We start from the raw sequence: 26,166 nt of genomic DNA, 5'->3' as shown, positions 1-26,166 counted from the left end.
GACTCAGGGAGGTCGGTGGCCATGCGCTCACGCGTGCGAGGCGGCAGCGGTGGTCGCACTCTCTCCCCCACCCGGACGGCCGCTGCAGCGACCGGTGCCCTGATCGTCGGCCTCACCCCGCTACTGGCCGCCGCCCCCGCGCAGGCGGATTGGGACTGGCTGCTCGATGCCGCCGCGCCGGTGGACGTCGCCGGTAGTGCGGCAGGCGGGCTCGACCTCGGCAGCCTGATGGCGCTGGTCCAGTCCTTCACCGACCAACTCGATCCGGCTACCAACAAGCTGTTCTCCGACGTCATCGACGCCGTGCTGGCCCTGCCGGGCCCGAGTCAGTCACTCGACACCGCCGAGTTGGTGAACCAATACATCTACGCGCCCCTGCACGCCGGATTGCAGCAGTGGATCGCCAGCCCGTTCGGCGAGCTGAGCCTCGGCCTGATCAACGCACCGTTTGCCACACTGTTCGGCCGCGACCTGATCGGCGACGGCATCGACGGCTTCGACGGCGTGAACACCAGCCTGTTCGGTCAGTGGGGCTGGTTCGGCGACGCCGGTGATGGCGGCTTCCTGTTCGGCGACGGCGGAGCCGGCGTCGTGGGTATCGACGGCATCGGCGGTGCCGGCGGCGACGCAGGATTCTTCGGCAACGGTGGCGCAGGCGGGCTGGGCGGTGTCGGTGCCGCCGGCGGCGACGGCGGGGCCGGCGGCTGGTTCATGGGCCTGGGCGGAGCGGGGGGTGCCGGCGGCGCGGGCGCGGTCGGCGGCACCGGCGGCGTGGGGCTCGGGATGCTGTTAGGCACCGGCGGCACCGGCGGCGCCGGGGGCACCGGTGTTGAGGGCAACATCGGCGGCGACGGCGGAGTAGGCGGCGCAGGTGCCTGGTGGCTGGGTCGCGGAGGCGACGGCGGCGTCGGTGGCGAGGGCGACGAGGACGACAACGGCGGCGCCGGCGGTGACGGCGGCGCGGGTGGGTGGGCGTTCGGGCGCGGCGGCGACGGCGGCCTCGGCGGTGAAGGCGGCGCCGGTGGCCTGGGCGGCTCGGGCGGCTTCCTGGGGGCCGCGGGCATCAGCGCGGCGCCGTACGTCGCGAACACCCAGTGGGTGACTTACGGCGATGACCAAAAGGAGAGCCTGCGGGTCTATCCGACCGAGACCGGCCGAACCGAGGCGGGCGAGCCCGGCACCCTGCGCCAGGGCGAGCAGGCCTGGGCGGAGGTCGTCAAGCGCAACCCGGAGGCCAACAACGCCGGGATGCGCGCGCAGTTCCTGTGCCACTGGCAGTTCGCCGAGTTCATCCAGCCCGGTAAGACCAGTTGGAACCTGGAGCCGTGGCGTCCGGACGTGAGCTCACTGAACCTGCTCGCTAACGGCTGCAACCCCGGCGGCGCCGAAGAACCGTTCTAGCCCGGCCCGATGGCGGCGACCCGCAGCGCCCGGCTCCGCCGCGCTTGCGATCGCCGCTAGCTAGATCCACACGCCCTTGCCGACGGCGACCACACCGCCGGCGCTGATGGAGAACCGCTCCCGGTCCTTCTCCAAGTCGACCCCGATCATCTCGCCGGGGCCGACCACGACGTTCTTGTCGAGGATGGCGTGGCGCACCACCGCGCCGCGGCCCACCCGGGCCCCGGGCATGATCACGCTGTCCTCCACGATCGCGCCGTCGTCGATCACCACATTCGACGACAGCACCGAGTTGCGCACCGATCCCGCCGAGATGACGCTGCCGGCGCCCACCACCGACTCCTGCGCCGAGCCCCCATTGACGAACTTCGCCGGCGCCAGATTCTCAGTCGCGCCGTGAATCGGCCAGCGGTTGTTGTACAGGTTGAACACCGGGTGCGCTGACACCAAGTCCATGTGCGCGTCGTAGAACGCGTCCAGGGTTCCGACGTCACGCCAGTAGCCGCGGTCCCGCTCGGTGGCGCCGGGCACCTCGTTGTCGGAGAAGTCGTAGACCGCAGCCATTCCGTCGGCCACCAGACGCGGCATGATGTCGCCGCCCATGTCGTGGTCGGAGTGGTCATCGTCGGCGTCGGCGCGGATCGCATCGATCAGCACCTTGGTGGTGAACACGTAGTTGCCCATCGACACATACGTGCTGTCTGGATCATCGGGTGTGCCAGGAGGGTTCGCCGGCTTCTCCAGGAAACCGCGAATCCGGCCGGATTCGTCGGCGTCGATGCACCCGAACGAGGACGCTTCCCCGCGCGGCACCCGCACCCCGGCGACAGTCGCCCCGGCCCCGCTGGCGATGTGGAAGCGGACCATCTGCTCGGGGTCCATCCGGTACACATGGTCGGCTCCGAAGACCACGATGTAGTCCGGGTCCTCGTCGAAGATCAGGTTCAGCGACTGATAGATGGCATCGGCGGACCCGGTGTACCAGCGCGGGCCGAGGCGCTGCTGGGCGGGCACCGGGGTGATGTACTCCCCCGCCAGGCCGCTCAACCGCCAGTTCTGCGAGATGTGCCGGTCCAGCGAATGCGACTTGTACTGCGTCAGAACACAAATCCGCAGGTAGCGCGCATTGACCAGATTCGACAGCACGAAGTCGATCAACCGGTAGGCACCCCCGAAGGGGACCGCCGGCTTGGCGCGGTCCGCGGTCAGCGGGTGCAGCCGCTTGCCCTCCCCACCGGCCAGGACGATGCCCAGCACATGCGGCGCTTCCCTCATGGCCACAAACCTATCGGCCACTGCGAACCCCTGCCAGGTTGACCGCACGATTGGCGAACGTTCTTTACAAAAAAATCACCGATCGATCCGCTGCGCGGCCGGTGATCGGCGACCGCTACCGTGCCGGTTATGCGGGTGGCGATGCTGACTCGGGAATACCCTCCGGAGATCTATGGCGGCGCGGGTGTGCACGTCACCAACCTGGTGGAGGCCTTGCGCCGGTTGTGTCACGTCGACGTGCACTGCATGGGTGCGCCCCGGCCGGGCGCGCACGCGCATCAGCCCGATCCGGCGCTGCGCGACGCCAATCCGGCGCTGGGGACGCTGTCGGCCGATCTGACGATGGTCGACGCCGTCAGCACGGCCGATGTCGCCCACTCCCACACCTGGTACACCGCGCTGGCCGGCCGGCTGGCAGCGCTGCTCTACGACATCCCGCATGTGCTGACCGCGCATTCGCTGGAGCCGCTGCGCCCCTGGAAAGCCGAACAGCTGGGCGGCGGCTACCGGGTGTCGTCGTGGGCCGAGAAGGAGGCCACGATCGCCGCCGACGCGGTCATCGCGGTCAGCTCGGCCATGCGCGACGATCTGCTGCGGGTCTACCCGGAGCTGCGCCCGGACCGCGTACACGTGATCTACAGCGGCATCGACACCGAGGTCTGGCGTCCGCAGCCCACCGGCGCCAATTCGATGCCGGCCGAACTCGGTGTCGACCCCGACCGGCCGATGGTGGCCTTCGTCGGGCGGATCACCCGCCAGAAGGGGGTGGCGCATCTGGTGGCCGCCGCCCACCGGTTCCACCCCGACACGCAATTGGTGTTGTGCGCCGGCGCCCCTGACACACCGGAGATCGCCGACGAGGTCAGCGCCGCCGTGGCCGATCTGGCCGCCACCCGCAGCGGGGTGTTCTGGATACAGGAGACCCTGCCCGCTCGGCAGATCCGCGAATTACTGGCGGCGGCAACGGTTTTTGTGTGCCCATCGGTCTACGAGCCGTTGGGCATCGTCAATCTGGAGGCGATGGCCTGCGGCACCGCCGTGGTCGCCTCCGATGTCGGCGGCATCCCTGAGGTGGTCACCGACGGCGAGACCGGCACCCTGGTCCACTACGACGCCGCCGATCCGGACGGGTATCACGCCGGACTCGCCGCAGCGGTCAACGCGTTGATCACCGACCCGGGCCGCGCGCAGCGCTACGGCGACGCCGGCAGGCGTCGCTGCGAGGAGGTGTTCTCCTGGGCGCGAGTGGCCGAGCAGACCTTGGCGGTCTACCGGCAGGCGGGCCGCTAGCCCCCGACCGTCACAAGTTAGCTGGTGACGGCTTTGAGTTCGTCGCCGAGCGCGGCCGCCTCATCGGGAGTCAACTCGACGACCAGTCGTCCACCGCCCTCAAGCGGTACTCGCATCACGATGCCTCGCCCCTCTTTGGTCGCTTCCAACGGACCGTCGCCGGTCCGGGGCTTCATCGCCGCCATCGAGTGCTCCCTCCAGGTACCAGCCCGCAAGCCGTGCCCATGATCTGCGCCGGGTGTGCACGGCAGTCGCAGCGTCCGGCATCGAACTGCAAATTCACTCCGCCATTCTCCCCTATCGACGACGGCGCGTGCACAAGACCCGATTCCGTAGTGCATTTTAGTGGATCTAGACGGTTACCGGTGGCACCCAACATGCCCGGACGTGGTCGTCGACCATGCCCGTGGCCTGCATCAACGCATACGCGGTCGTAGGCCCCACGAATCGGAACCCACGACGCTTCAATTCGCGCGCCATCGCCGTCGATTCCGGCGTGACCGCCGGAATTGCCGACAGGTCCGCCGGGCGCGGACGCGGCGGCGGGGCGAATGACCACAACAGGTCCGCCAAATCAGTGGAGCCCAGATCAATAGTCGCGCGGGCGTTGGCGATCGTCGCCTCGATCTTGGCTCGGTTGCGCACGATGCCGGCGTCGTCCATCAGTCGGGCCACATCGGCGTCGGTGAAACGCGCGACGGTCTCCACGTCGAAATCGGCGAACGCGCGCCGGAAGTTCTCCCGCTTACGCAGAATCACCAGCCACGACAATCCGCTCTGGAACGCTTCCAGACTGACCCGCTCGAACAGTGCGGTCGAGTCCCGCACCGGACGTCCCCACTCCTGGTCGTGATAGTCGCGGTACAGCTCCGAGGCGGCGTCGACCCAGCCGCACCGGATCTGGCCATCGTCGGGCACGCCGCTCAACTCGACTCCGCTGCCGTCTCGGCGGCCGCCTGCGCCGCGGCGAGCTCGCCGCGGAGCTGGTCGAGCTCGGCACCGAGGCGCTCCAGCACCCAGTCGACCTCACCGGTGTTGTAGCCGCGCAGCACCTGGGAGAACTTGACCGCGTCGACATCGGCACCGGTGACCCCGGAGGCCGGCAGCATGGTCGCCGTCGTCGCCCGCGGCAGCGGCGGCAGCTGCTCACCCCGGCCGAACAGCGTGCTGGCCACCCCGAACAGCAACAACGCGGTGAGGACGAGCACAACGAGATACAACAACACCAGTGTCACGGCATCGATAGTGGCAACCCGGTCAGCGCTGGCGCAAGGTGTTCATCGGTGGCCGGTCGACCAGCGACAAGGGCGTGGTGCGCGGCAGATAGTCCATCCCGTCCGGGCCGTCGGCCACGAACTGGGTGAGGCCTACCCCGGAATCCGGGACGCCGCACCGCGACAGCAACGTGGCGACGACTTGGCGGCTCATCACCGCCAGCTCCGACAGCGGGCGGTTGCGATGTGCGCGCACTCCGAGGTTGACCTGGGCGATGGCCTCTAGGCCCAGCCGGTCGTAGGTGTCGATCAACAGCCCGATCTCCACCCCGTAGCCGGGTGCGAACGGAACCGACGCCAACAGCTCGCGGCTGCCCGCGTACTCACCGCCCAGCGGCTGCAACACCGCGCCCAGATCGGGGCGCAGCGCGGTCAACAGCGGTCGGGCCACCAACTCGGTCACCCGGCCACCGCCGGTGGGCTCCTCAGTGCCGTTGACTTTCAGCGGCCGCCGATAGAAGCCTTTGACGAGGTGGACGCCGTCTCCGCTGAGCAGCGGCCCGACCAGGTTGGGCACGAACATCGGATCGGGATCGATCAGGTCGGAGTCGATGAACACCACAATGTCGCCGCTGGTGGCCGCCAGCGACCGCCACAGGGCTTCGCCCTTACCGGGCTGCGGCGCGACCTCCGGGACGGCCTGTTCGCGGCTGACGACGCGAGCACCGGCAGCGATGGAGCGGATCTCGGTGTCATCGGTGGAGCCGGAGTCCAGCACGATCAGTTCGTCGACCAGGTTGTCGACCAGCGGCGTGATGCTGTCGATGACCGATTCGATGGTCGCCTGCTCGTTCAACGCGGGCAGCACCACCGAGACGCTGCGACCGGTCTTGGCCTTGGCAGCCAACAGCTCGGCCACCGTCCACTGCGGCCGGGTCCAGGTACGCTCGGCCAGCCGGGTGTCACCCGGGGCCCAGACCATGTCGGTCAAGCCAGTCCCCTTACTGTGCGGGTCGGGGCCCGCACGCCCTGGATCGATGCCACCATCTCCAGTACGCGCCGGGTCGGCCCGACCTCGTGAACCCGAAACATCCGGGCTCCAGCGGCCGCCGCCATCGCGGTGGCCGCCAATGTTCCGTCCAGTCGTTCGGTGAGACCCACTCCAAGAGTCTCCCCGATGAAGTCTTTGTTGGAGAGCGCCATCAGCACCGGCCATCCGGTACCGACCAAATCCTCCGTATGTCGCAACAACGCTAGCCCGTGGAAGGTGTTCTTGCCGAAATCATGGGTGGGATCGATCAGCACCCGATCCCGGGCCACCCCGGCCGCCACCGCCCGTTCCGCGGCCGCGGTGACCTCGCTGATCACCGCTTTCACCACCCCGTCGACGCTGGTGCCGTAGCTCACCCGGAAGGGACGGGTGCGCGGTTTCGCGCCTCCGGTGTGCGAGCAGACCAGCCCCGCCCCGAACTCGGCGGCCACTGCCGGCAGGTCCGGGTCGATCCCGGCCCAAGTGTCGTTGATCAGGTCGGCACCGGCCGCGCAGGCGCGTTTGGCCACCTCCGCACGCCAGGTGTCCACGCTGATCAGCTGATCGGGGTAGGCGCTGCGCAGCCATTCGATGAACGGCACCACCCGGGCGGTCTCGGTGTCGGCGTCGACAGTCTCCCCCGGGCCGGCCTTGACCCCGCCGACGTCGATGACGTCGGCGCCGTCGGCCACGGCGCGGTGCACGGCGGACTTGGCCGCCTCGTCGGTGAACGTGGCGCCCGCGTCGTAGAACGAGTCGGGGGTGCGGTTGATGATCGCCATGATCAGCGCTCGATCAGCCGCCGCCGGGCGACCGCAGAAGTGGGACTGCACTGCTCCATGGTGCCTGGTGGATGTGGGACCGCAATCGTCAGCCCTGACCCGCCGAAACCGACGTTTTGCAGAGAAAGTCCGAGTAGCGGCCTGCAAAACGTCGGTTTCGGCGCAGAAGCAGAAAGGTCAGCCCTGCGGACGCTTTCCCGCGGCCACTTCGCCGGGATAGTCGGCGTAGAACGGCACGTAGCCTTCGCCGCGGCCGGCCAGCACGTACAGCGGGTCCTCGATCACGGCACCACCGCCGCCGTAGCCCTCCTCGCGCAGCTCCACCTTGCGACTCTTGAACGTGGTGGTGTGGGCCATCGACGGCACCACCCGCACGAACAGCGGCACCGCATAGGAGGGCAGCTGGTCAAAGACCACGGCGGCCAGCCCCGCCCCGTCGAAGGTCGCACCGTCGCGCAGTTTGACCGCGGCCATCCCGGCACGGCCGCCGGTCCCGGGCACCTCGACGCCGTAGACGGCGCACTCCTCGATCGCGTCGTCGGCGCTCAGCGCGGCCTCGACCTGGGTGGTGGCAACGTTCTCGCCCTTCCATCGGAAGGTGTCGCCGAGCCGGTCGACGAACGCGGCGTGCCCCATGCCCTGTGGGCGCATCAGGTCACCGGTGTTGAACCAGCAGTCGCCGTCGCGGAAAGCGTTGCGCACCAGCTTCTTCTCGTTAGCCTCCGGGTCGGTGTAGCCGTCAAACGGCGAGAACCGGTTCACCGGGCTCAGCAACAGTCCGGGCTGGCCGGCAGGCACCCGTTGCACCCAGCCGTCCGCGCCGCGCAGCGGCAGGCCGGTGTCGGGGTCGTACTGCACATAGGCCAGCGGCAGCGGGTAGACGCCGGTGCTGCGCGGCACGTTGAACACGTTGAGGAAGGCGCTGTTGCTCTCGCTGGCGGCGTAGAACTCGCAGACCCGCTTGATGCCGAACCGGTGGGTGAACTCGTCCCAGATCTCCGGCCGCAGCCCGTTGCCGGCGATCACCCGCACCTTGTGCGCGCGATCGGTGGGCTTGGCGGGCTGGTTGAGCAGGTACCGGCAGAGCTCGCCGATGTAGACGAAGGCCGTGGCGTCCGCGGCGATCACCTCGTCCCAGAACCGCGAGGCCGAGAACGACTTGCCCAGGGCCAGGGTGGCACCGGCGTTGAGCACCGACGACACCGCGACCGTCAGCGCATTGTTGTGGTACAGCGGCAGGCAGCAGTACAGCGTGTCGTTGCCGCGCAGCCGCAGCCCCACGCCGCCGAAGGTCGCCAGCGCACGCAACCACCGGTAGTGCGTCATCACGCTGGCTTTGGGGTAGCCGGTGGTGCCGGAGGTGAAGATGTAGAACGCGGTGTCCTTGGCCAGCACCGCGTTGACGGAGGCGGGATTGCCGTCCGGTGCGGTGGCGGCAAGCCGGCGGAACTCCTCGATGGTCACCGGCGCGTCGGTGCAGCCGCACTCCTTGACGGCATCGACCAGGTCGGACTCCGCAATCAGCAGGGTGGCGCCCAGCACGCCCAGGCTGTGGGCCAGCACGTCACCGCGCTGGTGGTAGTTGAGCATGCCGGCGACCCCACCGCATTTGGCGACGGCCAGCATCATCAACACCGCGTCCGGGGAGTTGCGCAGCATGATCCCGACGACATCGCCGTGGCCGACGCCGCGCGCGGCCAGCACGGCGGCGTAGCGGTTGACGGTCTCGTTGGCTTCGCGATAGGTCAGTTGCTGCTCGCCGAACCGGATGAAGACCCGATCACCGACTTGGGCCGCGCGGTCCTGGAAGACCTTGCCGATCGAGGCCTTGGAGGTGGGGCGAGCTCGCAGCCCGGTCCACAGCCCGCGCAGGATGGTCGGCCCGTCGGCCAGCAGGCGGGGGGTGCGGGCCAGAACGTCGACCAGTCCCACCTGGGTGACGGTGCCGGAGTCGTGGTCGGACACGTTATCGCCTCATTTCGCCGAAAATCGAGAGCTTAACCGGTACCGGCGGTACCGGGTGAACAGGCGTCCAGCGCCGCCTCCATCTCGCCGAACACCAGCAGACGATCCATCGCACGCCGGGCTACGAAACCGGTGTCGATCAGCCCTGACAGCCACGTCCACAGCCCCTCGTAGTGGCCATCGGGATCGAGTAGCACCACCTCTTTGTCGTGCATGCCGAGATACCCGGCGGTCCAGGTCTCGAACAGCTCTTCCAGCGTGCCGATGCCGCCGGGCAGGGTCAGGAACGCGTCGGCGCGGTCATCCATGACCTTCTTCCGCTCGCGCATGGTGTCGGTGACGATCAGCTCGTCGGCGTCGACATCGGCCACCTCGCGGTGCAGCAGCGCCTTGGGGATCACCCCGACGGTGCGCCCGCCGCGCTCGCGGGCGGCCACCGCCAGGGCACCCATCGCCGAGACGTTGCCGCCTCCCCACACCAGCGTCCAACCCCGTTCGGCGATTGCCGCACCGACCTTGGCGGCCAGTGCCAGCAGTGCCGGATCGCTGGGGCCCGACGCGCAGTAGACACAGACCGCCCATTCGCTCGACCGCACACCGAAAGGCTATCGGGCCGTTGGCTCAGACCGTAAACTCTCGGCGATGCCGATCCGGTGGAACGTCCCCGAGCATTCGGCGGCGTTGCATCAGCTCACCGCAGCACTCGATGCCGGCGGGCCCCGGGCCGGCGCGGTGGTGCTCGGACCCGACGGGTGCGGCAAGTCCACCCTGGCCCGGTTGGCGGCTGAGGACTACGCCGACCGCCATCCCGGGACCCGGGCGTGCTGGGTGATCGGCACCCCCGCCGAGCGCGATGTGCCATTCGGCGCCTTCAGCCATCTGGTTCAGGTGGCCGACATCGGCAAGCCCGCCGCGCTGCTGCGGGCGGCACGCGCGTCGTTGGTCGATGCGGGGGGCGAACTGCTGCTGGTGGTCGACGACGCCCATCTGCTCGACATCTTGTCGGCGACGTTGGTCTATCAACTGGCGCTGACCGGGACGGCCCGGGTGATCGTCACCGGGCGCGCCGACTGCTCGCCTGCGCCTCCGCCGCCGATCACCGCGCTGTGGGGCGACGATCTGCTGACTCGCATCGACATCACCGCCTCAGCTGAGGCGGGTGAGGCCGGTCGCGACGTGGATGCCTTCGTGGCGGGGTTGCCGGCCGACGCGCGTGCGGTGCTGGACTACCTGGCCGTCTTCGAACCGCTGGCGCTGGTCGACCTGATCAGCCTCACCAGCGCCGACGCGGTCCGCCAGGCCGAGGAGCTGGGCGCGGTGGAGACCCGCGCTCGCGGCGGCCGCGAACCGGACCCGGTGGTCTACACCGCGCACCCGCTGTTCGCCGAGCGGGCCCGCGGCGCGCTGGGAGTCGACCAGGCGCGTGCCCGGCGCAGCGATGTGGTCGGAGCGCTGGCAGCCCGGCCGTGCGCCCATGTCGGCGAGCAGTTGCGGCTGGCGGCGCTGGCCGCCGACAGCGACGCGCCCCAGCCCGCCGCCGCGGTGGTGGACGCCGCCCAGCAGGCGTTGCGACTGGGCGACCTGCAACTGGGTGAGCGGCTGGCCCGTCACGCCCTGGACCGGTCGGATGAGCTGGCGGCCCGCCTGGCGTTGGCGCACGCGCTGGGCTGGCAGGGCCGCGGGCGCGACGCCGACGCGGTGCTGGCGGCCGTCGACCCGGCCGGTCTGAGCGAGCCGGAGTTGATGGCGTGGGCGCTGCCGCGGGCCGCCAATCAATTCTTCATGTTGGGCGAGCCCGAACGCGCCACCGCCTTCCTGGCGGCCACACGTGGTCGGGTGACCGGCGCGGCCCCGCGCATCACCCTGGATGCGCTCGGCGCCACCTTCGCGATGAACGCCGGCAACATCGGTCGCGCCGTCGAGGCTGCCACCGCGGTCCTGGCCGACCCGGCCGCCGACGACATGGCGGTGGCCTGGGCGGGCAGCGCCGCGGCCCTGTGCGCGGCGCGATCCGGCCGCTTCGACGATGTCGGCCCCTTGGCGCGCCGTGCGCTGGACGCCGAACATCCCGGGGTGCTGCGGTTCACCGTTGGGCTGGCCGAGATCACCGCACTGCTGATGGCCGACCGCCTCGCCGAGGCGCGCGAACTGGCCTGGCAGTTCACCGATTTCGCCGAGCTGTCCCAGCCTGGCCGGGCGATCGGCGAGGTGCTGGTGGCGCAGGTGCTGATCGCCGCCGAAGAGTACGGCGCTGCGACCAAATTGTTGGCACCAGCCGCGGCCACGCTGGAACGTACCGGCTACTCGTGGGGACCGCTGTCGCTGACGCTGCTGGCCACCGCGTTGGCCCGCCAGGCCGACATCGCGGGCGCGGCAAAGGCGTTGAGCCGGGCCGAATCCCGGCACGGCACCAAATCGGCGCTGTTCGCGCCGGAGTTGGGGGTGGCGCGGGCGTGGCAGCGGGCCGGCATGCGCGATCAGCACGGCGCCATCACCGCGGCCCGCGAGGCCGCCCGGATGGCCGAGCGCACCGGGCAGTGGGCGGTGGCGTTGCAGGCCTGGGACACCGCCGCCCAGCTCGGCGATGCCCGGGCCGTGGATCCGCTGGCCCGGCTGTGCGACGAGGTCGACTGCGCGTTCGGCCGAAGCGCGCTGGAACGGCTTAAGAGCTGAGGAAGCCGCGCAACAGGTCGGCCACCGCGCTGATCTGCCCGACCGGCACCCGCTCGTCGACGGTGTGGGCAAGGTTGGGATCACCGGGGCCGTAGTTGACCGCGGGGATGCCGCGAGCGGCGAACCGGGACACGTCGGTCCAGCCGTACTTGGCCCGAACCTGTCCGTCCGCGGCGGCCACCAGCGCGGCGGCGGCGGGTGCGGTGAGCCCCGGCAGCGCGCCGGCGGCGGCGTCGGTCTGCTCGATCTTGACGTGCAGGCCGTCGAAAACCTCCTGCACGTGGATCAGCGCCTCGTGGGGCGTGCGGTCGGGGGCGAAGCGGAAGTTCACGGTCACGCTCGCGGCATCGGGGATGACGTTGCCGGCCACCCCGCCTTCGATGCGCACCGCCGACAGGCCCTCGCGGTAGACGCAGCCATCGATGTCGATACTGCGCGGCTGGTAGGCGGCCAGCCGATTCAGCACCGCCCCCAGGTTGTGGATAGCGTTGTCGCCCAGCCAGGACCGCGCCGAATGTGCCCGGGTCCCGGTCGCGGTGACGACGACCCGCAACGTGCCCTGGCAGCCGGCCTCGATGTAGCCGCCGGTGGGTTCACCGAGGATGGCGAGATCAGCCGCGAGCCAGTCCGGCAAGTTGCGTTCGATGCGGCCCAGCCCGTTGGCGGCCGCCTCGATCTCCTCGCAGTCGTAGAACACGCAAGTCAGATCGTGCACGGGCTCGGTGAGGGTGGCGGCCAGGTGCAGGAACACGGCGACACCGGATTTCATGTCGACGGTGCCGCAACCGTGCAGGACGTCGCCGTCGTCGGCGGTGGTGGTGCGCCGGCTGGGCAGGTTGCCGGCCACCGGCACCGTGTCCAGATGCCCGGCCAGCAGCACCCGGTTCGGGCGCCCCAGGTGGGTGCGGGCCAGCACCGCGTCGCCGTCGCGAATGATCTCGAACCCGGGCGCCTGCGCCCGCAGCGCGGCTTCGACCTCGTCGGCGATACGCGCTTCGTGCCGCGACTCGCTGGGAATGTCCACCAGCGCTGCGGTCAGGGCAATCGGGTCGGAGCGCAGGTCCAGCACAGACTCAGCTTAGTGGGTGCGTTTCCCCGCCGAGCAGACGTGAAAGCCCCCAATTTTCGGGTCCGCAGGGGGCTTTTGCGTCTTCTCGCGCGGAGAACGTAGCCTGACCAGCGTGACTGGAGCTTCGGGCGTCGGGGTAGCGACGCTGGCCGCAGACGGATCCGTGCTCGACACCTGGTTTCCCGCACCGGAGTTGGGCGGTTCGGGTCAAGCCGGGACCACCCGCCTTGCCGCGGGCGACGTGCCCGCCGAACTGGCCGGACTGCTCGGTGCCGACGAGGACCGCGGCACCGAGACGGTCGCGGTGCGCACCGTGATCGGCGCGCTGGACGACACCGCCGTCGACGCCTACGACGCCTACCTGCGCCTGCACCTGCTCTCGCACCGGCTGGTGGTGCCGCACGGACTCAACGCCGGCGGACTGTTCGGCGTGCTGACCAACGTGGTGTGGACCAACTACGGGCCGTGTGCTGTCGAGGGCTTCGAGTCGACGCGTGCCCGGCTGCGCCGGCGCGGCCCAGTGACGGTCTACGGGGTGGACAAGTTCCCCCGCATGGTCGACTACGTGCTGCCCTCGGGCGTGCGCATCGCCGACGCGGACCGGGTGCGCCTGGGTGCGCACCTCGCATCCGGCACCACGGTGATGCACGAAGGCTTCGTCAACTTCAACGCGGGCACGCTGGGCGCCTCGATGGTTGAAGGCCGCATCTCGGCGGGCGTGGTGGTCGGCGACGGCTCCGATGTCGGCGGCGGCGCGTCGATCATGGGCACGCTGTCTGGCGGTGGGACCCAGGTGATTTCGATCGGCAAGCGCTGCTTGCTGGGCGCGAACGCCGGGCTGGGCATCCCGCTGGGCGACGACTGCGTAGTCGAGGCCGGGCTGTACGTCACCGCCGGAACCAAGGTCACCCTGCCCGACGGCAGCACGGCCAAGGCCCGCGATCTGGCCGGCGGCAACAACCTGCTGTTCCGCCGCAACTCGCAGACGGGCGCGGTCGAGGTGGTGGCCCGGGACGGCCAGGGCATCGCCCTCAACGAGGACCTGCACGCCAACTAGACCAGCGCCTGCTCCTCCTTCGCGGGGTCCCGCTGGATCGGCTGCGGCCAGGGCTGCGGAACCGGCCGAGGACGCACGACCTGCGGCCACCAGAACCAGCGCCCGAGCAGGGTCGCAACCGACGGTGTCATCAGCGACCGAACGATCAGGGTGTCGAAGAGCAGACCCAGCCCGATGGTCGTGCCGACCTGCCCGATCACGATCAAGGCGCTGACCGCCATGGAGGCCATGGTGAAGGCGAACACCAGACCCGCGGCCGTGACCACGGCACCGGTGCCGACCATGGCGCGAATCAGCCCGGTGTGCAGGCCCGCGTGGATCTCCTCCTTGATCCGCGAGACCAGTAGCAGGTTGTAATCCGCACCGACGGCGAGCAGCACGATGACCGACATCGGCAGCACCATCCAGTGCAGCGGAATGCCCACGATGTGTTGCCAGATCAGCACCGACAGCCCGAACGCCGAACCGAGACTGAGCACCACCGTGCCGACGATCACCGTCGCGGCGACCACCGCGCGGGTCAACACCATCATGATGATGAAGATCAGGATCAGTGCGGCCGTCGCCACGATCAGCAAGTCGTAGTTGGCGCCCTGCTGCATGTCGTAGAACATCGCCGCGCTGCCGCCGAGGTAGATCTTGGCCCCCTCGAACGGCGTTCCCTTGATCGCGTCGGCCGCCGCGACCTTCAGCGATTCGACACGTGATATTCCCTCGGGAGTCAACGGGTCACCCTGGTGAATGATGGTGAACCGCACCGCATGACCGTCCGGCGACATGAACAGCTTGATGCCGCGCTTGAAGTCGGCGGTGTCGAAGGCCTCCGGCGGCAGGTAGAACGAATCGTCGTTCTTGGCGGCGTCGAACGCCTCGCCCATCGCGGTGGAATTCTCCTGCATCGCGATGTTCTGGTCCTGCTGGGCTTTCTGCACCTGGTACTGGTTGAGCAACGTCTGCTTCTGATTCTTCATCGACTGGATCTGCGCCGGCATCACCGCAACCATCCGCGGCATCAGCTCGGCCATCCGTTGCATGTCGGGAACCAGCTCGTCGAAGTCACCGGACATCGTGTCGACGCCGTCCAGGGCGTCGAAGATCGACCGCAGAGCATGGCAGATGGGGATGTCGAAGCAGTGCGGTTCCCAGTAGAAGTAGTTGCGGAACACCCGGAAGAAGTCGTCGAAATCAGCCATGTGGTCCCGCATTTCGCCGATGTCGACGGCCGTGTTGGACATCTTGTCGGCCATCCGCTGCGACACCTCGGCCAGATCCTGCTGGATGCTCATCATCTCGGTCATCGAGTCGATGCTGGCCTGCAGATCATCGGCCTGCTTGAGCAGGTTCTCCAGGTTGGTCTGCATATAGTCGTTGTTCATCAACTGGGCCGTGCCACTTTGGCCGACGGTGTAGGGGATCGTGGAATGTTTGATCGGGTCCCCGTCGGGGCGGGTGATGGTCTGCACCTGGGCGATGCCGTGCACGTTCTTGAGGGCCTTCGCGATCTTGTCGATCACCAGGAAGTCGGCCGGGTTACGCAGATCCCGATCGGTTTCGATCATCATCAGGTCCGGGTTCATCTTCGCCTGGGAGAAGTGCCGGAACGCCGCTGAGTAGCCCACGTTCGCCGCGACGTCATCGGGCAGGTAGATGCGGTCGTTGTAGCTGGTGTGATATCCGGGCAGCGTGAGCAGGCCGATCAGCGCGGCGGCGACGGCGGCCACGAGGATCGCGCCGGGCCAGCGGACGGTGGCCGTACCGACCCGGTGCCACCCGGTCGACCGGCTGACGCGCTTGGGTTCCAGCACACGCCCGAAGCGACTGCACACCGAGATGACCGCGGGCCCCAGGGTCAACGCCGCGGCGACCACGATCACCATGCCGATCGACAGCGGGAAACCCATCGTCTGGAAGTACGGCAGCCGAGTGAAGTGCAGGCAGAAGGTGGCCCCGGCAATGGTCAGCCCGGAGGCCAGCACCACATGCGCGGTTCCGTGGAACATGCTGTAATAAGCGGTTTCTCGATCTTCGCCGGCTTTGCGCGCCTCCTGATATCGACCGATCAGGAAGATCGCGTAATCGGTGGAGGCGGCGATGGCCAACGTCACCAGCATGTTGGTCGCGAAGGTCGTGAGGCCGAACAGGTTGTGGAATCCCAGGAATGCCACCAGTCCTCGGGCGGCCGACAGTTCGAAGACGACCATCAGCAGCACGATCAGCGTGGTGATGATGGATCGGTAGACGCCCAACAACATCACCGTGATGACGGCGAAGGTGAGCATCTCGATGGTTTCCATGCTCTTGTCGCCGACGTGGTTCTGGTCGGAACTTGTTGCCGCCGGCCCCGTCACGTAGGCCTTCACGCCGGCCGGGGCGGGCCCTTCGGACGCGATGTGGCGCACCGCGTCCACCGACTCGTTGGCCAGCGTCTCCCCTTGGTCACCGGCGATGTAGACCTGAACGTAGGCAGCCTTGCCGTCGGCGCTCTGTGCCCCCTTGGCAGTCAGTGTGTCGCCCCAGAAGTCTTGGACGTGCTGCACGTGGGCGGTGTCGGCACGCAGATCGCGCACCATCTGGTCATAGAACTCGTGTGCCGCCGCCCCCAGCGGCTCTTCGCCTTCGAGCACGATCATCACCGAGCTGGAAGTGTCGTACTCTTCGAACACCTTTCCGACGCGCTTGGTAGCGATCATCGACGGTGCGTCGTTGGGACTCATCGACACCGCACGCATCTTGCCGACTTCCTCGAGCTGCGGCACGACGATGTTCAGTACGGCGACGAAGGCGATCCAGGCCAGGATGATCGGCACCGCGAACTTCCGGATGAATCGGGGAAGCCGCGGGCGCGCAGCGTGACGCGCTGCCGGAATGGGTTCGGTCGGCGCTCCGGCCGTCGGCGCGCTCATGCGGCCTTCACAAAGCAGAAGGTTTCGGCGTTCACTCCGGTAGCCGTCCTTTCCTGTTTGACCTCGTCGTCGACGGTCACCCGGCAGCTGATGCTGTCGCCGTCGCCCTGGGCCAGGATGTTGGGCATCACCGAGGGCAAGGTGGTCTGCAGAGTCAGGGTCCACGGCAGCGCCACATCGGTGACGCGCTGCGGCTTACCTTCGAGGTCCATGTAGTTGATGACGGCAGTGGTGCCCGAGCCGAAGATCTCGTATGTCACGAACTTCGGGTTGAAGTCCTCGGCGTTGTCCGAAGACAAGTCGGTCACCACGACCGGATGCGCACCGAACACGGTCCGCAGCTGGGCGACCGTGACAGCTCCTGCCGCAACAGCCGTCACGATCAAAGCGGGCAGCCAAACCCGGCTGATCAGCCTTTTCATCGTCTGCCTTCCCCGACGTTGACCAGGCCGGCCGCCGTCTCCGCTCCAGGTAGCTAAGCTAATTAAGTAAGCGGATTAAGTCAATCCGGTTTAATGTTGTGCCGATTACACTTGGCAGGTGAACGTGAGTGAGACGACGGACCGCCCGTTGCGCAAGGACGCCGAGCGCAACAGGAAGCGCATCCTGGAAGCGGCCCGCGACCTGTTTGCCAGCAAGGGACTGGAGCCCAACCTCAACGATGTCGCTCACCATGCGGGCGTAGGGGTGGGCACGGTCTACCGACGGTTCGCCAGCAAAGAGGAGTTGCTCGAGGCGATCTTCGAAGACGGCCTGAACCAGCTGGCGGATTTGGCGGAAGCAGCTCTGCAACAACCAGATCCCTGGCAGGGGTTCGTCTGGTACGTCGAGCAGATGTGTGAGATCACCGCGACCGACCGGGGATTGCGGGAGATCGCCTTCAGCAAGTCATACGGCGGCGATCGCGTGACAGCCGCCCAGGAGCGACTCATTCCCGTTCAGAAGCGCCTCGTCGAACGGGCGCGCATCGACGGTCGCCTGCGCCCGGAACTGTCCGATACCGATATGCCGATCTTCGGTCTGCTGGCCGGCACCGTGAGCGAGTTCGCGGGCCATGTCGACGCACACCTGTGGCGTCGTTTCGTGGCCATCCTTATCGACGGGATGCGCTGTCGCAGTGACCAATTGCCATTGCCGGTGGCCCCGCTCGATGACGACGGAGTCCAGTGCGCGATGCGAAGCTGGGAACCGGCAGGCCCCTGCGGTGACCGCAGCCGCGAATGAGCGCTACAGCATCGCCCTGCTGATCTTGTCGCTGTCTTTCCCGATCGTCTTGCAGTAAGCGCTGACCGCCACCTGTGTTCCCGACAGCTCCAGGTTCGAGGGCTCGCCGCCCTTTCGGTCCTTGAGCATCTTGGAGATCTCTGAGCGCTGCTTCTCGTCGGTGTGGCCGTTGAACTCTCCGCAGGTGGTGTCGCCACCCTTGTTGATGACCTTGTCCACCGCCGAACAGCCGCCGAGTAGGACCGCCGCGCAGGCGAGGGCGGTGACAGCGGCGAGACTGAATCGGTTCCTAGGCTTCACGGGCCCACCCTTCTGGTTTCGATTCGCGCAAGCGGAGCCTACGTCAGCAGCGCTTTCTTGAGCACCTTTCCCATCGCGTTGCGCGGCAAGGCATCCACGAGCCGTACCTCGCGAGGCCGCTTGTGCGCCGACAGCTGTTGACCGACATAGTCGATCAAGTCGCTGGGCTGCGCAGCGCCGCCGGCCGAGGGTACGACGAACGCAACGATCCGCTGCCCCAGGTCTTCGTCGGGCAATCCGACGACGGCCACTTCGGAAACCGCGGGATGACCCAGCAACGCCGTCTCGATCTCTCCGGCCCCGACCCGGAAGCCGCCGGTCTTGATCAGATCGACCGATTCGCGGCCGACAATCCGATGCATGCCGTCGCCGTCGATCACCGCCACATCCCCGGTGCGGTACCACCCATCGGCGTCGAACGCCTCGGCGGTGGCGTCGGGCCGGTTGAGATAACCGTTGAACAGCGTCGGCCCCCGCACCGCGAGCCGGCCGATCGTCGCGCCGTCGTGCGGCACCGGGGCGCCGTCATCCGCGACGAGCTTGGTCTGCACCCCGTGCAACGGCAGACCCACCCATCCCGGGCGCCGCTCGCCGTCAACCCGGGTACTCACCGTGATCAGCGACTCGGTGCTGCCATACCGCTCGATGGGGGCATGACCGGTCTGGGCAACGAGGGCGTCGAACACCGGGACGGGGAGCGCCGCGCTGCCCGAGACCAGCAACCGCGCGGGCCGCAGCGCCGCGGCAGCGCTCGCGTCGGCCACCACCCGCGACCACACGGTGGGCACCCCGAAATACACCGTGCCGCGTGCAGCCGCGTATGCCTCCGGCGTCGGCTTTCCGGTGTGTATGAAACGGTTGCCCACCCGCAACGAACCCAACAGGCCCAAGACCAAGCCGTGCACGTGGTACATCGGCAAGCCGTGCACCAGCACGTCATCGGGGCTCCACTGCCAGGCCTGCGCCAGTGCGTCCAGGTCCGCGGCCAGCGCCCGCCGGCTCAGTTGCACGCCTTTGGGCGGGCCGGTGGTGCCGGAGGTGTAGATGATCAGCGCGGTGTCGTCTTCGCCGCGTGAATCCGGTTCGGGCAATTGGTGCGACGATCCGGCGCGCACCGGGAAGTGCGGTAGGCCGGCGAGGTCGTCGGGCCGGTCCCCCAGCCAGGCCTGCGCTCCCGAGTCACGCAGGATGTGCTGGCGTTCCGCGACGCCGACGTCAGCGGGGACCGGTACCACCGGTACCCCGGCAAGCAGACAGCCGGTGACCGCCAGCACGGTCTGCGCCGTAGGGGTGGCCAGTACCGCGACCGTCGGCGCACCAGCAAGGTCTTCGAGTACCGCCGCGGAAGCGGCACTCAACTCGGCACGGCTCAGTTGGGTGTTGTCGATACGCACCGCATCGGCGATGTCCGGGGCGTTCGCGCCGTCGGCAGCCAGCGAGGTCAGCAGCATCTGGGGGACGTTACCCCGTCCGCACCCCCGGCCCGGCCGAGCGACCGGACAGCGGCCGACCCCCACAAGTGGTATCAACGAATCAGTTCCCTTAATTTATGGGCAATCCCTCAAGGAGAGGTACCCCCATGCACGACCAGTCCGCCCAGCGGCAGGGCACCGCTCGCAGTCAGCGGTTGCCACGCAACCAGCAACGAGACCGAGTGCTGCGGTTGGTGGGCGCTGCCAGTGGTGCAGTCGACGCCGCCGAGCTCGCCGAGCGGATGAACCTGCACGTCACCACGGTGCGCTTCCACCTCGATGCGCTGTGTGAGGACGGGGCGGTCGCCCGGACCCGGATCAAACGCGACGGCGTCGGGCGGCCTCGCACCGGCTACGTGGCGGTCCGCGACCGGCTGGATTACCGCAGCCTCGCCGAGATATTGGCCATGGAGCTCGGCGAGACCGCCGCTGAGCGCCAGGAGCGTGCCGAACGAGCGGGCCAGCGCTGGGCCGACCGGATCCTGGCCTCCGACGACACCGCCGCCGAGAGCCCCGCCGCCCCGAACGGATCGGCCGCCGGTATCGACGAGTGCGCCGACCGGATCGCCGGGATTTTCGCGCGGATGGGGTTCGGCGCGGAACTGACCGCGGCGACCGAAGGCGACGACAACGACCGCCGGCGCACGATTCTGCTGCACGCGTGCCCGGTTCGCGACTTGGCCCGAGTACACCCCGAGGTCAGTTGTGCCATGCACCGGGGCCTGCTGCGTGGGCTGCTCAACGCCGAGAACGCTCCCGGCGGCAGCGCAGAGTTGGAACCGTTCGTCGAACCGGAACTGTGCATCGCCAAGGTGATCGGCAGCTGACCCGGCCGGCTCGACGCAGAATCGTTAATCCGTGTCGTCGGCGAATTCGCAGAACGCCGTGTAGGCACGAGCCCCGTAAATGGTGGCCGGCCCGCCGTGCATGAGAATGCTGACGCCGATGGCCTCGGCGGCCTCTTGCTTGGTGGCACCGGCGCGTGCCGCCGCCCGTGCGTGTGAGGCGATGCAGCCGTCGCAGCCCTGCACCACGCCCATCGCCATCGCCATCAGCTCTTTGACCTTGCGCTCCAAGGCGCCGGATTCGAAGGTGGCCTTGCTCATTTCGCCGAACGCTTGGTAGACGCCGGGAATCTGTTGCCGAAGGTCGCGGTGCTGCGGGTTCAGCTCGTTGAGGACTTCCTGGTAATGACTCATACCCCCCAGGGTATCAGGTCGGCGGCATCGCCATGTGCGGGTAACCGTGCTCGGTGGGCGGAAGGAAGGTCTCTTTGATCGTTCGCGCCGACGTCCAGCGCAGCAGGTTCAGCGGTGAACCCGCCTTGTCGTTGGTTCCCGAGTTGCGCGACCCGCCAAACGGCTGCTGCCCCACCACCGCACCGGTCGGTTTGTCGTTGACGTAGAAGTTCCCGGCGGCAAACCGCAACCGCTGCAACGCGGTACGCACCGCGTGCCGGTCCTCTGCGATAACCGCCCCGGTCAGCGCGTAGCGCGATCCGGTGTCGATGAGGTCGAGAATCTGCGCGTACTGCTCGTCGGCATAGACGTGCACCGACAGCAGCGGGCCGAAGTACTCCGTGCTGAACATCTCGTCGGCCGGATCGTCGGAGAGCAGCACTGTGGGCCGCACGAAGTAACCCACGCTGTCGTCGTATTCACCGCCGACCGCGATCTCGACTCCGGTGGCGGCCTTGGCACGCTCGATAGCACGCACGTTCTTGGCGAACGCCCGCCCGTCGATCAGCGCGCCACCGAAATTGGTCAGGTCGGTGACGTCGCCGTAGCGTAGCTCCGCTGTGGCGGCCAGCAGGTCGTCGCCGAATCGCCGCCACAACGAGCGCGGAATGTATGCCCGCGAGGCGGCCGAGCACTTCTGCCCCTGGTAGTCGAAGGCACCCCGAATCAGCGCAGTACGCAGCACGTCCGGCCGCGCCGAAGCATGCGCCACCACGAAGTCCTTGCCACCGGTCTCCCCCACCAGTCGTGGGTAGCTGCCGTATCGGTCGATGTTGGCGCCCACCTGTCGCCACAGCGCGCGGAAAGTCTCCGTCGAGCCGGTGAAGTGGATTCCGGCCAACCGCGAATCCGCCAGCGCCACCTCGGAAACCGCGTAGCCGTCACCGGTGAGCAGGTTGATCACCCCCGGTGGCAATCCGGCCTCCTGCAGCAGCTGCATGGTCAGGTAGGCGGCGAGGGTCTGGGTGACGGACGGCTTCCAGATCACCGTGTTGCCCATCAGCGCCGGGGCGGTGGGCAGGTTGCCGGCGATCGAGGAGAAGTTGAACGGGGTGATGGCGTAGACGAAGCCGTCCAGCGGCCGGTAGTCGCTGCGGTTCCACACTCCCGGGCTGCTGATGGGTTGCTGCGTCAGGATCTGGCGGGCGAAAGCGACATTGAACCGCCAGAAGTCGATGAGTTCGCACGGCGCGTCGATCTCGGCCTGATAGACGGTCTTGGACTGGCCGAGCATGCCCGAGGCGGCGATGGTCTCTCGCCACGGACCGGCCAGTAGGTCGGCGGCACGCAGGAAGATGGCCGCGCGTTCGTCGAACGGGGTTGCCGCCCAGTCGCTCTTGGCCGCGGCGGCGGCTTCGACCGCGGCGGTGGCGTCGGCGTGGGTAGCGTTGGTCAGCGTGCCCAGCACGGCGGCGTGTCGGTGCGGCTGGGCGATGTCGATGCGCGCACCGTCGCCCATCCGATGCCGGCCGGCGATGATGTGCGGCAAGTCGCGGGGTTGGTCGGCGAGCGCGGCCAGTGCGGTGCGCAGTCGGGTGCGTTCCGCCGAGCCCGGGGCGTAGTCGTGGACGGGCTCGTTGACCGGAACCGGTACTTCGGTGATGGCGTCCATAACCCAGGATGCGCCCAGATACGCTGCCGCGCTCGGTCACCCGGCGGCGTAGGCCACGGCGATCTCGGCGGCCACCCGCGCATTGGCCAGCACCAGTGCGACGTTGGCGGCCACCGATGCGCCGTGCGTCTCGCGGTGGAAATAGTCCAGCAGGAACGGGGTGACGTCCTTGCCGTGGATGTCCGCGGCCCGCGCGGCTGCCAATCCTTCAGCCAGCACCCGGTCATGTAGTTCGCGGTCCAGCTCGGCGTCGGCGGGAATCGGGTTGGCCAGCACCAGGCCGTAGCCGTCGGTGCCCAGCCGGTCGCGAGCCCGCAGCACCGCGGCAGCCTGTTTGGGCGTCTGGACCCACCAGTCGAGTGGGTGGCCGGAGTCGGCGAGGTAGAAGGCCGGAAAGCGGTCGGTGCGGTAGCCGATAACCCCCACCGACAGCGTCTCCAACCGCTCCAACGTCGCACCGATGTCCAGGATCGACTTCACGCCCGAACACACCACCAGCACCGGGGTGCGCGACAACGTGGTCAGATCCGCGGACTCGTCGTAGCTGTGCTGTGCGCCGCGATGCACACCGCCCAACCCGCCGGTGGCGAACACCGTGATGCCGGCTGCCGCCGCCAGGTGCGCGGTCGCGGCGACCGTGGTCGCACCGTCGCCGGCCACCGCTGCCAGCATCGCGATCTCGCGGACACTGATCTTGATCGCCGTGCTCCCAATGGCGATGCGATGCAGCGCATCATCGTCGAGGCCGATGTGTGGCTGGCCGTCGATGATCGCGATGGTGGCCGGTACCGCGCCCGCGGATCGGACGGCATGCTCGATGGCGCGGGCAATGCGCAGATTGTCCGGACGCGGCAGACCGTGGCTGATGATCGTGCTCTCCAACGCCACCACGGCCCGCCCGGCGGCCAGCGCCTCGGCGACCTCGGGATGGATGCGCATCCGCTCAGCCTATGGCGCGCGGCGATCAGCGCGCATCGCTCGTGTCGGGCCCAGCTGGTAGCGTCCGCGACTGTTCACCGGGTTCATGCGGCGGTTCCAGCTTCGCCTCTCCTTCGTCGAGCCTCGCTGAACCGCCGGGCTCATGCGGCGGTTCCAGCTTCGCCTCTCCTTCGTCGAGCCTCGCTAAGCCGCCGGGAGTGGAGGTGCCGTGGTCGACCAGCGACGCAGGTGGTCGGGCTGTTTTGCCGCGCTGACCGCGGCCTTGCTGGTCGTGGCGCCGGCCGCTACCGCGGATCCGGTTCCGGTCGGGGCCGCCGACGGATCCGCCGAGTTGGCCGTGCTCGACGCGCTGCCGATCAAGGGCCGAGCCCCCAAGACCGGCTACTCGCGCGTCCTGTTCGGCCAGGCGTGGAGCGACGACGTCACGGTGCCCGGCGGGCACAACGGCTGCGACACCCGCAACGACATCCTGCGCCGCGACCTGGTCGACATCGAGTTCAAACCGGGCACCGCCGATTGCGTGGTGACATCTGGCGTCTTGAACGATCCCTACACCGGCACCGCGATCGCTTTCCGGCGCGGTCGGGATACCTCCCAGGCGGTGCAGATCGATCATGTCGTGGCGTTGTCGGATGCCTGGCAGAAGGGCGCCCAGCAGTGGGATGAGCTCACCCGCCGCAACTTCGCCAACGATCCGCTGAACCTGCAGGCCACCAGCGGCCCGATCAACGAGCAGAAGGGCGACGGCGACGCAGCCACCTGGCTACCGCCCAACAAGTCCTATCGCTGCGCCTACGTCTCGCGGATCGTAGCGGTGAAGTCCGGCTACGGCCTGTGGGTGACCCAGGCGGAGCACGACGCGATCGAGCGGATTCTCACCGTTGAATGCGGCGCGCCGGGCGGCTAACCCAGCCGGGCCGCCGCCGCGGCGATCCGCTCGTCGGTGGCCGTGAGCGCCACCCGCACGTACTGGGCGCCGGCCGGGCCGTAGAACTCTCCGGGCGCTACCAAGATGCCGCGCTGGGCCAGCCAGTCGACGGTGTTGCGGCACGCCTCGCCGCGGGTGGCCCACAGGTAGAGCCCGCCCTGCGACAGCTCGATGGTGAAGCCGGCCGCCTGCATCGCCGGCAGCAGCGTCGCGCGGCGGCGGGCGTAGCGCTCACGCTGCTGCTGCTCGTGGGCGTCGTCGTCGAGGGCCGCGACCATGGCGGCCTGAATCGGGGTGGGAACCATCATCCCGGCGTGTTTGCGGACCGCGAGCAGTTCGGCCACCACCACGGCGTCCCCGGCGACGAAACCGGCTCGGTACCCCGCCAGCGAGGAGGTCTTCGACAGCGAATGCACCGCCAGCAGGCCGCGGTGGTCGCCGTCGCACACCGCCGGGTGCAGCACCGACCGCGGCTCGGAGTCCCAGCCCAGGCCCAGGTAGCACTCGTCGGAGACCACCAGGACGTCGTGCTCGCGGGCCCAGCCCACGACGGCGCGCAGCTCGTCGGCGGTCGCGATCGCCCCGGTCGGGTTGCTCGGCGAATTCAGGTACACCAGGGCCGGCGGCGGGCCGTCGAGTGACTGCGGGGCATCGCTGCGCACCCACCGCGCCCCGGCCAGCCGGGCACCCACTTCGTAGGTCGGGTAGGCCAGTTCGGGGACCACGACCACATCCTGGTCGCCGAGGCCGAGCAGGCTCGGCAGCCAGGCGATGAGTTCTTTGGTGCCGATGACGGGCAGCACCGCCGACTCGGCCAGGCCGGTGATCCCGTAACGCCGTTGCAGTGCGGCGACCGCCGAGGCGCGCAGCGCCGCAGTGCCGGCGGTGGTGGGATACCCCGGCGCGGAGGAAGCCGCAGCCAGTGCCTCGCGGATGACCGGGGCCACCGGATCGACCGGGGTGCCGACGGACAGGTCGACGATGCCGTCGGGATGCGCCTTGGCCAGCGCCGTCGCCTCGGCCAGGGTGTCCCAGGGAAATGTCGGCAGTGCGGCCGATCTGCCGCCGCGCACGGGACTCACGAGGCTGCGGCGACGCAGGGCGGATTCATCGGTCCTGATAGTAGAGGCCGCTGCGGCGTGGCGACCACCACGGCCCATCGGGGCCAGGGCGGCTATGCACTCAGTTGCTGTGCAACAAGTTGCATAGGTGGTGCACGGCTGCCTATGCTGCCCCACGTGGCACTTCCGCACGCGATCCTGGTGTCGTTGAGCGAGCAGTCGGGTTCGGGCTACGAGCTCGCGCACCGCTTCGACCGCTCGATCGGCTATTTCTGGAGCGCCACTCACCAGCAGATCTACCGGACGCTGCGGGCAATGGAGGCCGACGGCTGGGTGCAGGTCACCGAGGTGGCCCAGCAAGGCCGCCCGGACAAGAAGGTCTACACCGTCGCCGAGGCCGGCCGCGCGGAGCTGGCCCGCTGGATCGCGGCCCCACTGGCCGGGCGCGGAAGCTCGGTGGTGGACAACCGGCTGCGCGAACTGGCCGTCAAGATCCGGGGCGCCGGCCACAGCGACCGCGCCACGGTGCGCGAGCAGGCGCTTGCCCTGCGCGCCGAACGTGGCGAGCGATTGGACGTCTACCGCGCACTGGAGAAGAAGCAGTTCCCGGATCCCCGATCGCTGACCGGCGCCGCGCTACATCAGTACCTGGTGCTGCGCGGCGGCATTCGGGCGGAGGAGAGCGCAATTGACTGGCTTGACGAGGTTGAGCAGGCACTGAGGTGAAGGGGCC

General features: G+C 68.7%; 24 protein-coding genes and 1 pseudogene. 8 read left to right on the top strand and 17 right to left on the bottom strand.

What is annotated here, in order from left to right:
* Window positions 1-21: 21 nt before the first annotated feature.
* Window positions 22-1,401, top strand: coding sequence for a DUF2599 domain-containing protein (locus MJO54_RS23610; protein ID WP_131812833.1), 1,380 nt, complete (start codon window positions 22-24; stop codon window positions 1,399-1,401).
* Window positions 1,402-1,461: 60 nt separating this feature from the next.
* Here MJO54_RS23610 and glgC read toward each other — a convergent pair whose 3' ends face one another.
* Entirely contained in the window at window positions 1,462-2,676 is a 1,215-nt protein-coding gene (gene glgC / locus MJO54_RS06755; RefSeq protein ID WP_065153671.1) for a glucose-1-phosphate adenylyltransferase, read from the bottom strand.
* Window positions 2,677-2,805: 129 nt separating this feature from the next.
* On the opposite strand from glgC, the gene glgA reads away from it, so the two are divergent.
* Window positions 2,806-3,966 (top strand): glycogen synthase, encoded by a 1,161-nt coding sequence (glgA, locus tag MJO54_RS06750; protein ID WP_046286157.1) that lies wholly within the window; start codon window positions 2,806-2,808, stop codon window positions 3,964-3,966.
* 17 nt (window positions 3,967-3,983) lie between these two features.
* Here glgA and MJO54_RS06745 read toward each other — a convergent pair whose 3' ends face one another.
* The 7 genes from MJO54_RS06745 to log form a co-directional block, all read right to left on the bottom strand.
* On the bottom strand, window positions 3,984-4,151 hold the full coding sequence (locus MJO54_RS06745; RefSeq protein WP_003885506.1) for a DUF3117 domain-containing protein: 168 nt from the start codon (window positions 4,149-4,151) through the stop codon (window positions 3,984-3,986).
* A 166-nt stretch (window positions 4,152-4,317) separates the two neighbouring features.
* Window positions 4,318-4,893 carry a DNA-3-methyladenine glycosylase I gene (locus MJO54_RS06740; RefSeq protein ID WP_082108399.1) on the bottom strand — a complete coding sequence of 192 codons (576 nt, stop codon included), beginning with the start codon at window positions 4,891-4,893 and terminating at the stop codon, window positions 4,318-4,320.
* Window positions 4,890-5,201: a DivIVA domain-containing protein gene (locus MJO54_RS06735; protein WP_046286155.1), complete on the bottom strand. Its 312-nt coding sequence runs from the start codon at window positions 5,199-5,201 to the stop codon at window positions 4,890-4,892. The genes MJO54_RS06740 and MJO54_RS06735 overlap by 4 nt, the downstream gene beginning before the upstream one ends.
* A 22-nt stretch (window positions 5,202-5,223) precedes the next feature.
* Window positions 5,224-6,162 (bottom strand): glucosyl-3-phosphoglycerate synthase, encoded by a 939-nt coding sequence (locus MJO54_RS06730; RefSeq protein ID WP_046286154.1) that lies wholly within the window; start codon window positions 6,160-6,162, stop codon window positions 5,224-5,226.
* 5 nt (window positions 6,163-6,167) lie between these two features.
* A complete protein-coding gene (folP, locus tag MJO54_RS06725) occupies window positions 6,168-6,992 on the bottom strand; it encodes a dihydropteroate synthase (protein ID WP_233428803.1) in 825 nt (274 codons plus the stop codon).
* 177 nt (window positions 6,993-7,169) lie between these two features.
* Window positions 7,170-8,957 (bottom strand): long-chain-acyl-CoA synthetase FadD6, encoded by a 1,788-nt coding sequence (gene fadD6, locus MJO54_RS06720; RefSeq protein WP_046286152.1) that lies wholly within the window; start codon window positions 8,955-8,957, stop codon window positions 7,170-7,172.
* A 32-nt stretch (window positions 8,958-8,989) separates the two neighbouring features.
* Window positions 8,990-9,553 carry a cytokinin riboside 5'-monophosphate phosphoribohydrolase gene (gene log / locus MJO54_RS06715; protein WP_046286151.1) on the bottom strand — a complete coding sequence of 188 codons (564 nt, stop codon included), beginning with the start codon at window positions 9,551-9,553 and terminating at the stop codon, window positions 8,990-8,992.
* A gap of 46 nt (window positions 9,554-9,599) precedes the next feature.
* Here log and MJO54_RS06710 point away from each other — a divergent pair, with 46 nt between their 5' ends.
* Window positions 9,600-11,630 carry an AAA family ATPase gene (locus tag MJO54_RS06710; RefSeq protein WP_065153670.1) on the top strand — a complete coding sequence of 677 codons (2,031 nt, stop codon included), beginning with the start codon at window positions 9,600-9,602 and terminating at the stop codon, window positions 11,628-11,630.
* Here MJO54_RS06710 and dapE read toward each other — a convergent pair.
* Window positions 11,620-12,699 carry a succinyl-diaminopimelate desuccinylase gene (gene dapE, locus MJO54_RS06705; protein WP_065153669.1) on the bottom strand — a complete coding sequence of 360 codons (1,080 nt, stop codon included), beginning with the start codon at window positions 12,697-12,699 and terminating at the stop codon, window positions 11,620-11,622. The two genes, MJO54_RS06710 and dapE, sit on opposite strands and share 11 nt — an antisense overlap.
* A 103-nt stretch (window positions 12,700-12,802) precedes the next feature.
* On the opposite strand from dapE, the gene dapD reads away from it, so the two are divergent.
* On the top strand, window positions 12,803-13,756 hold the full coding sequence (dapD, locus tag MJO54_RS06700; protein ID WP_109469985.1) for a 2,3,4,5-tetrahydropyridine-2,6-dicarboxylate N-succinyltransferase: 954 nt from the start codon (window positions 12,803-12,805) through the stop codon (window positions 13,754-13,756).
* Here dapD and MJO54_RS06695 read toward each other — a convergent pair.
* Both MJO54_RS06695 and MJO54_RS06690 read right to left on the bottom strand, forming a co-directional pair.
* Complete coding sequence (locus tag MJO54_RS06695; RefSeq protein WP_064888404.1) at window positions 13,753-16,659, bottom strand: MMPL/RND family transporter; 2,907 nt, start codon at window positions 16,657-16,659, stop codon at window positions 13,753-13,755. The two genes, dapD and MJO54_RS06695, sit on opposite strands and share 4 nt — an antisense overlap.
* A complete protein-coding gene (locus tag MJO54_RS06690) occupies window positions 16,656-17,081 on the bottom strand; it encodes an MmpS family transport accessory protein (RefSeq protein ID WP_046284227.1) in 426 nt (141 codons plus the stop codon). The genes MJO54_RS06695 and MJO54_RS06690 overlap by 4 nt, the downstream gene beginning before the upstream one ends.
* Window positions 17,082-17,199: 118 nt before the next feature.
* Here MJO54_RS06690 and MJO54_RS06685 point away from each other — a divergent pair, with 118 nt between their 5' ends.
* Window positions 17,200-17,883 (top strand): TetR/AcrR family transcriptional regulator, encoded by a 684-nt coding sequence (locus MJO54_RS06685; RefSeq protein WP_046284226.1) that lies wholly within the window; start codon window positions 17,200-17,202, stop codon window positions 17,881-17,883.
* A 3-nt stretch (window positions 17,884-17,886) separates the two neighbouring features.
* Here MJO54_RS06685 and MJO54_RS06680 read toward each other — a convergent pair whose 3' ends face one another.
* Both MJO54_RS06680 and MJO54_RS06675 read right to left on the bottom strand, forming a co-directional pair.
* Window positions 17,887-18,183, bottom strand: coding sequence for a hypothetical protein (locus MJO54_RS06680; RefSeq protein WP_046284225.1), 297 nt, complete (start codon window positions 18,181-18,183; stop codon window positions 17,887-17,889).
* Window positions 18,184-18,221: 38 nt separating this feature from the next.
* Window positions 18,222-19,634, bottom strand: a complete 1,413-nt coding sequence (locus MJO54_RS06675) for an acyl-CoA synthetase (protein ID WP_065153668.1) — start codon at window positions 19,632-19,634, stop codon at window positions 18,222-18,224.
* A gap of 128 nt (window positions 19,635-19,762) precedes the next feature.
* On the opposite strand from MJO54_RS06675, the gene MJO54_RS06670 reads away from it, so the two are divergent.
* Window positions 19,763-20,482, top strand: coding sequence for a helix-turn-helix transcriptional regulator (locus MJO54_RS06670; RefSeq protein WP_065153667.1), 720 nt, complete (start codon window positions 19,763-19,765; stop codon window positions 20,480-20,482).
* A 24-nt stretch (window positions 20,483-20,506) separates the two neighbouring features.
* On the opposite strand, the gene MJO54_RS06665 is transcribed toward MJO54_RS06670, so the two are convergent.
* From MJO54_RS06665 to MJO54_RS06655, 3 genes are read right to left on the bottom strand one after another with little or no spacing between them, the layout of a single operon-like run.
* Window positions 20,507-20,854: a carboxymuconolactone decarboxylase family protein gene (locus MJO54_RS06665; protein ID WP_046284222.1), complete on the bottom strand. Its 348-nt coding sequence runs from the start codon at window positions 20,852-20,854 to the stop codon at window positions 20,507-20,509.
* Window positions 20,855-20,867: 13 nt separating this feature from the next.
* Complete coding sequence (pruA, locus tag MJO54_RS06660; RefSeq protein WP_065153666.1) at window positions 20,868-22,505, bottom strand: L-glutamate gamma-semialdehyde dehydrogenase; 1,638 nt, start codon at window positions 22,503-22,505, stop codon at window positions 20,868-20,870.
* Between the two features lie 36 nt (window positions 22,506-22,541).
* Window positions 22,542-23,444, bottom strand: a complete 903-nt coding sequence (locus MJO54_RS06655) for a pseudouridine-5'-phosphate glycosidase (RefSeq protein ID WP_046284220.1) — start codon at window positions 23,442-23,444, stop codon at window positions 22,542-22,544.
* Between the two features lie 250 nt (window positions 23,445-23,694).
* Here MJO54_RS06655 and MJO54_RS06650 point away from each other — a divergent pair.
* Window positions 23,695-24,339 (top strand): annotated as a pseudogene (locus MJO54_RS06650) (HNH endonuclease family protein); the annotation flags it as partial.
* An 8-nt stretch (window positions 24,340-24,347) separates the two neighbouring features.
* Here the strand turns inward: MJO54_RS06650 and dapC are convergent.
* Window positions 24,348-25,445: a succinyldiaminopimelate transaminase gene (gene dapC / locus MJO54_RS06645; RefSeq protein ID WP_234821460.1), complete on the bottom strand. Its 1,098-nt coding sequence runs from the start codon at window positions 25,443-25,445 to the stop codon at window positions 24,348-24,350.
* A gap of 165 nt (window positions 25,446-25,610) precedes the next feature.
* Here dapC and MJO54_RS06640 point away from each other — a divergent pair, with 165 nt between their 5' ends.
* Window positions 25,611-26,159 carry a PadR family transcriptional regulator gene (locus MJO54_RS06640; protein WP_046284236.1) on the top strand — a complete coding sequence of 183 codons (549 nt, stop codon included), beginning with the start codon at window positions 25,611-25,613 and terminating at the stop codon, window positions 26,157-26,159.
* Window positions 26,160-26,166: the final 7 nt, after the last annotated feature.

The organism is Mycolicibacter virginiensis, assembly GCF_022374935.2.
GTDB classification, from domain to species: Bacteria; Actinomycetota; Actinomycetes; order Mycobacteriales; family Mycobacteriaceae; genus Mycobacterium; species Mycobacterium virginiense.
The sequence above is the reverse complement of the archived record's forward strand: the minus strand, read 5'-3'. Positions and strand labels throughout refer to the sequence as shown.

Excerpts from the sequence above, each read along its gene's own strand:
- MJO54_RS23610 (WP_131812833.1), top strand. The coding sequence starts at position 22 with ATGCGCTCACGCGTGCGAGGCGGCAGCGGTGGTCGCACTCTCTCCCCC.
- glgC (WP_065153671.1), bottom strand. The coding sequence starts at position 2,676 with ATGAGGGAAGCGCCGCATGTGCTGGGCATCGTCCTGGCCGGTGGGGAG.
- glgA (WP_046286157.1), top strand. The coding sequence starts at position 2,806 with ATGCGGGTGGCGATGCTGACTCGGGAATACCCTCCGGAGATCTATGGC.
- MJO54_RS06745 (WP_003885506.1), bottom strand. The coding sequence starts at position 4,151 with ATGGCGGCGATGAAGCCCCGGACCGGCGACGGTCCGTTGGAAGCGACC.
- MJO54_RS06730 (WP_046286154.1), bottom strand. The coding sequence starts at position 6,162 with ATGGTCTGGGCCCCGGGTGACACCCGGCTGGCCGAGCGTACCTGGACC.
- folP (WP_233428803.1), bottom strand. The coding sequence starts at position 6,992 with ATGGCGATCATCAACCGCACCCCCGACTCGTTCTACGACGCGGGCGCC.
- MJO54_RS06710 (WP_065153670.1), top strand. The coding sequence starts at position 9,600 with ATGCCGATCCGGTGGAACGTCCCCGAGCATTCGGCGGCGTTGCATCAG.
- MJO54_RS06695 (WP_064888404.1), bottom strand. The coding sequence starts at position 16,659 with ATGAGCGCGCCGACGGCCGGAGCGCCGACCGAACCCATTCCGGCAGCG.
- MJO54_RS06690 (WP_046284227.1), bottom strand. The coding sequence starts at position 17,081 with ATGAAAAGGCTGATCAGCCGGGTTTGGCTGCCCGCTTTGATCGTGACG.
- MJO54_RS06675 (WP_065153668.1), bottom strand. The coding sequence starts at position 19,634 with ATGCTGCTGACCTCGCTGGCTGCCGACGGCGCGAACGCCCCGGACATC.
- MJO54_RS06670 (WP_065153667.1), top strand. The coding sequence starts at position 19,763 with ATGCACGACCAGTCCGCCCAGCGGCAGGGCACCGCTCGCAGTCAGCGG.
- MJO54_RS06665 (WP_046284222.1), bottom strand. The coding sequence starts at position 20,854 with ATGAGTCATTACCAGGAAGTCCTCAACGAGCTGAACCCGCAGCACCGC.
- pruA (WP_065153666.1), bottom strand. The coding sequence starts at position 22,505 with ATGGACGCCATCACCGAAGTACCGGTTCCGGTCAACGAGCCCGTCCAC.
- MJO54_RS06655 (WP_046284220.1), bottom strand. The coding sequence starts at position 23,444 with ATGCGCATCCATCCCGAGGTCGCCGAGGCGCTGGCCGCCGGGCGGGCC.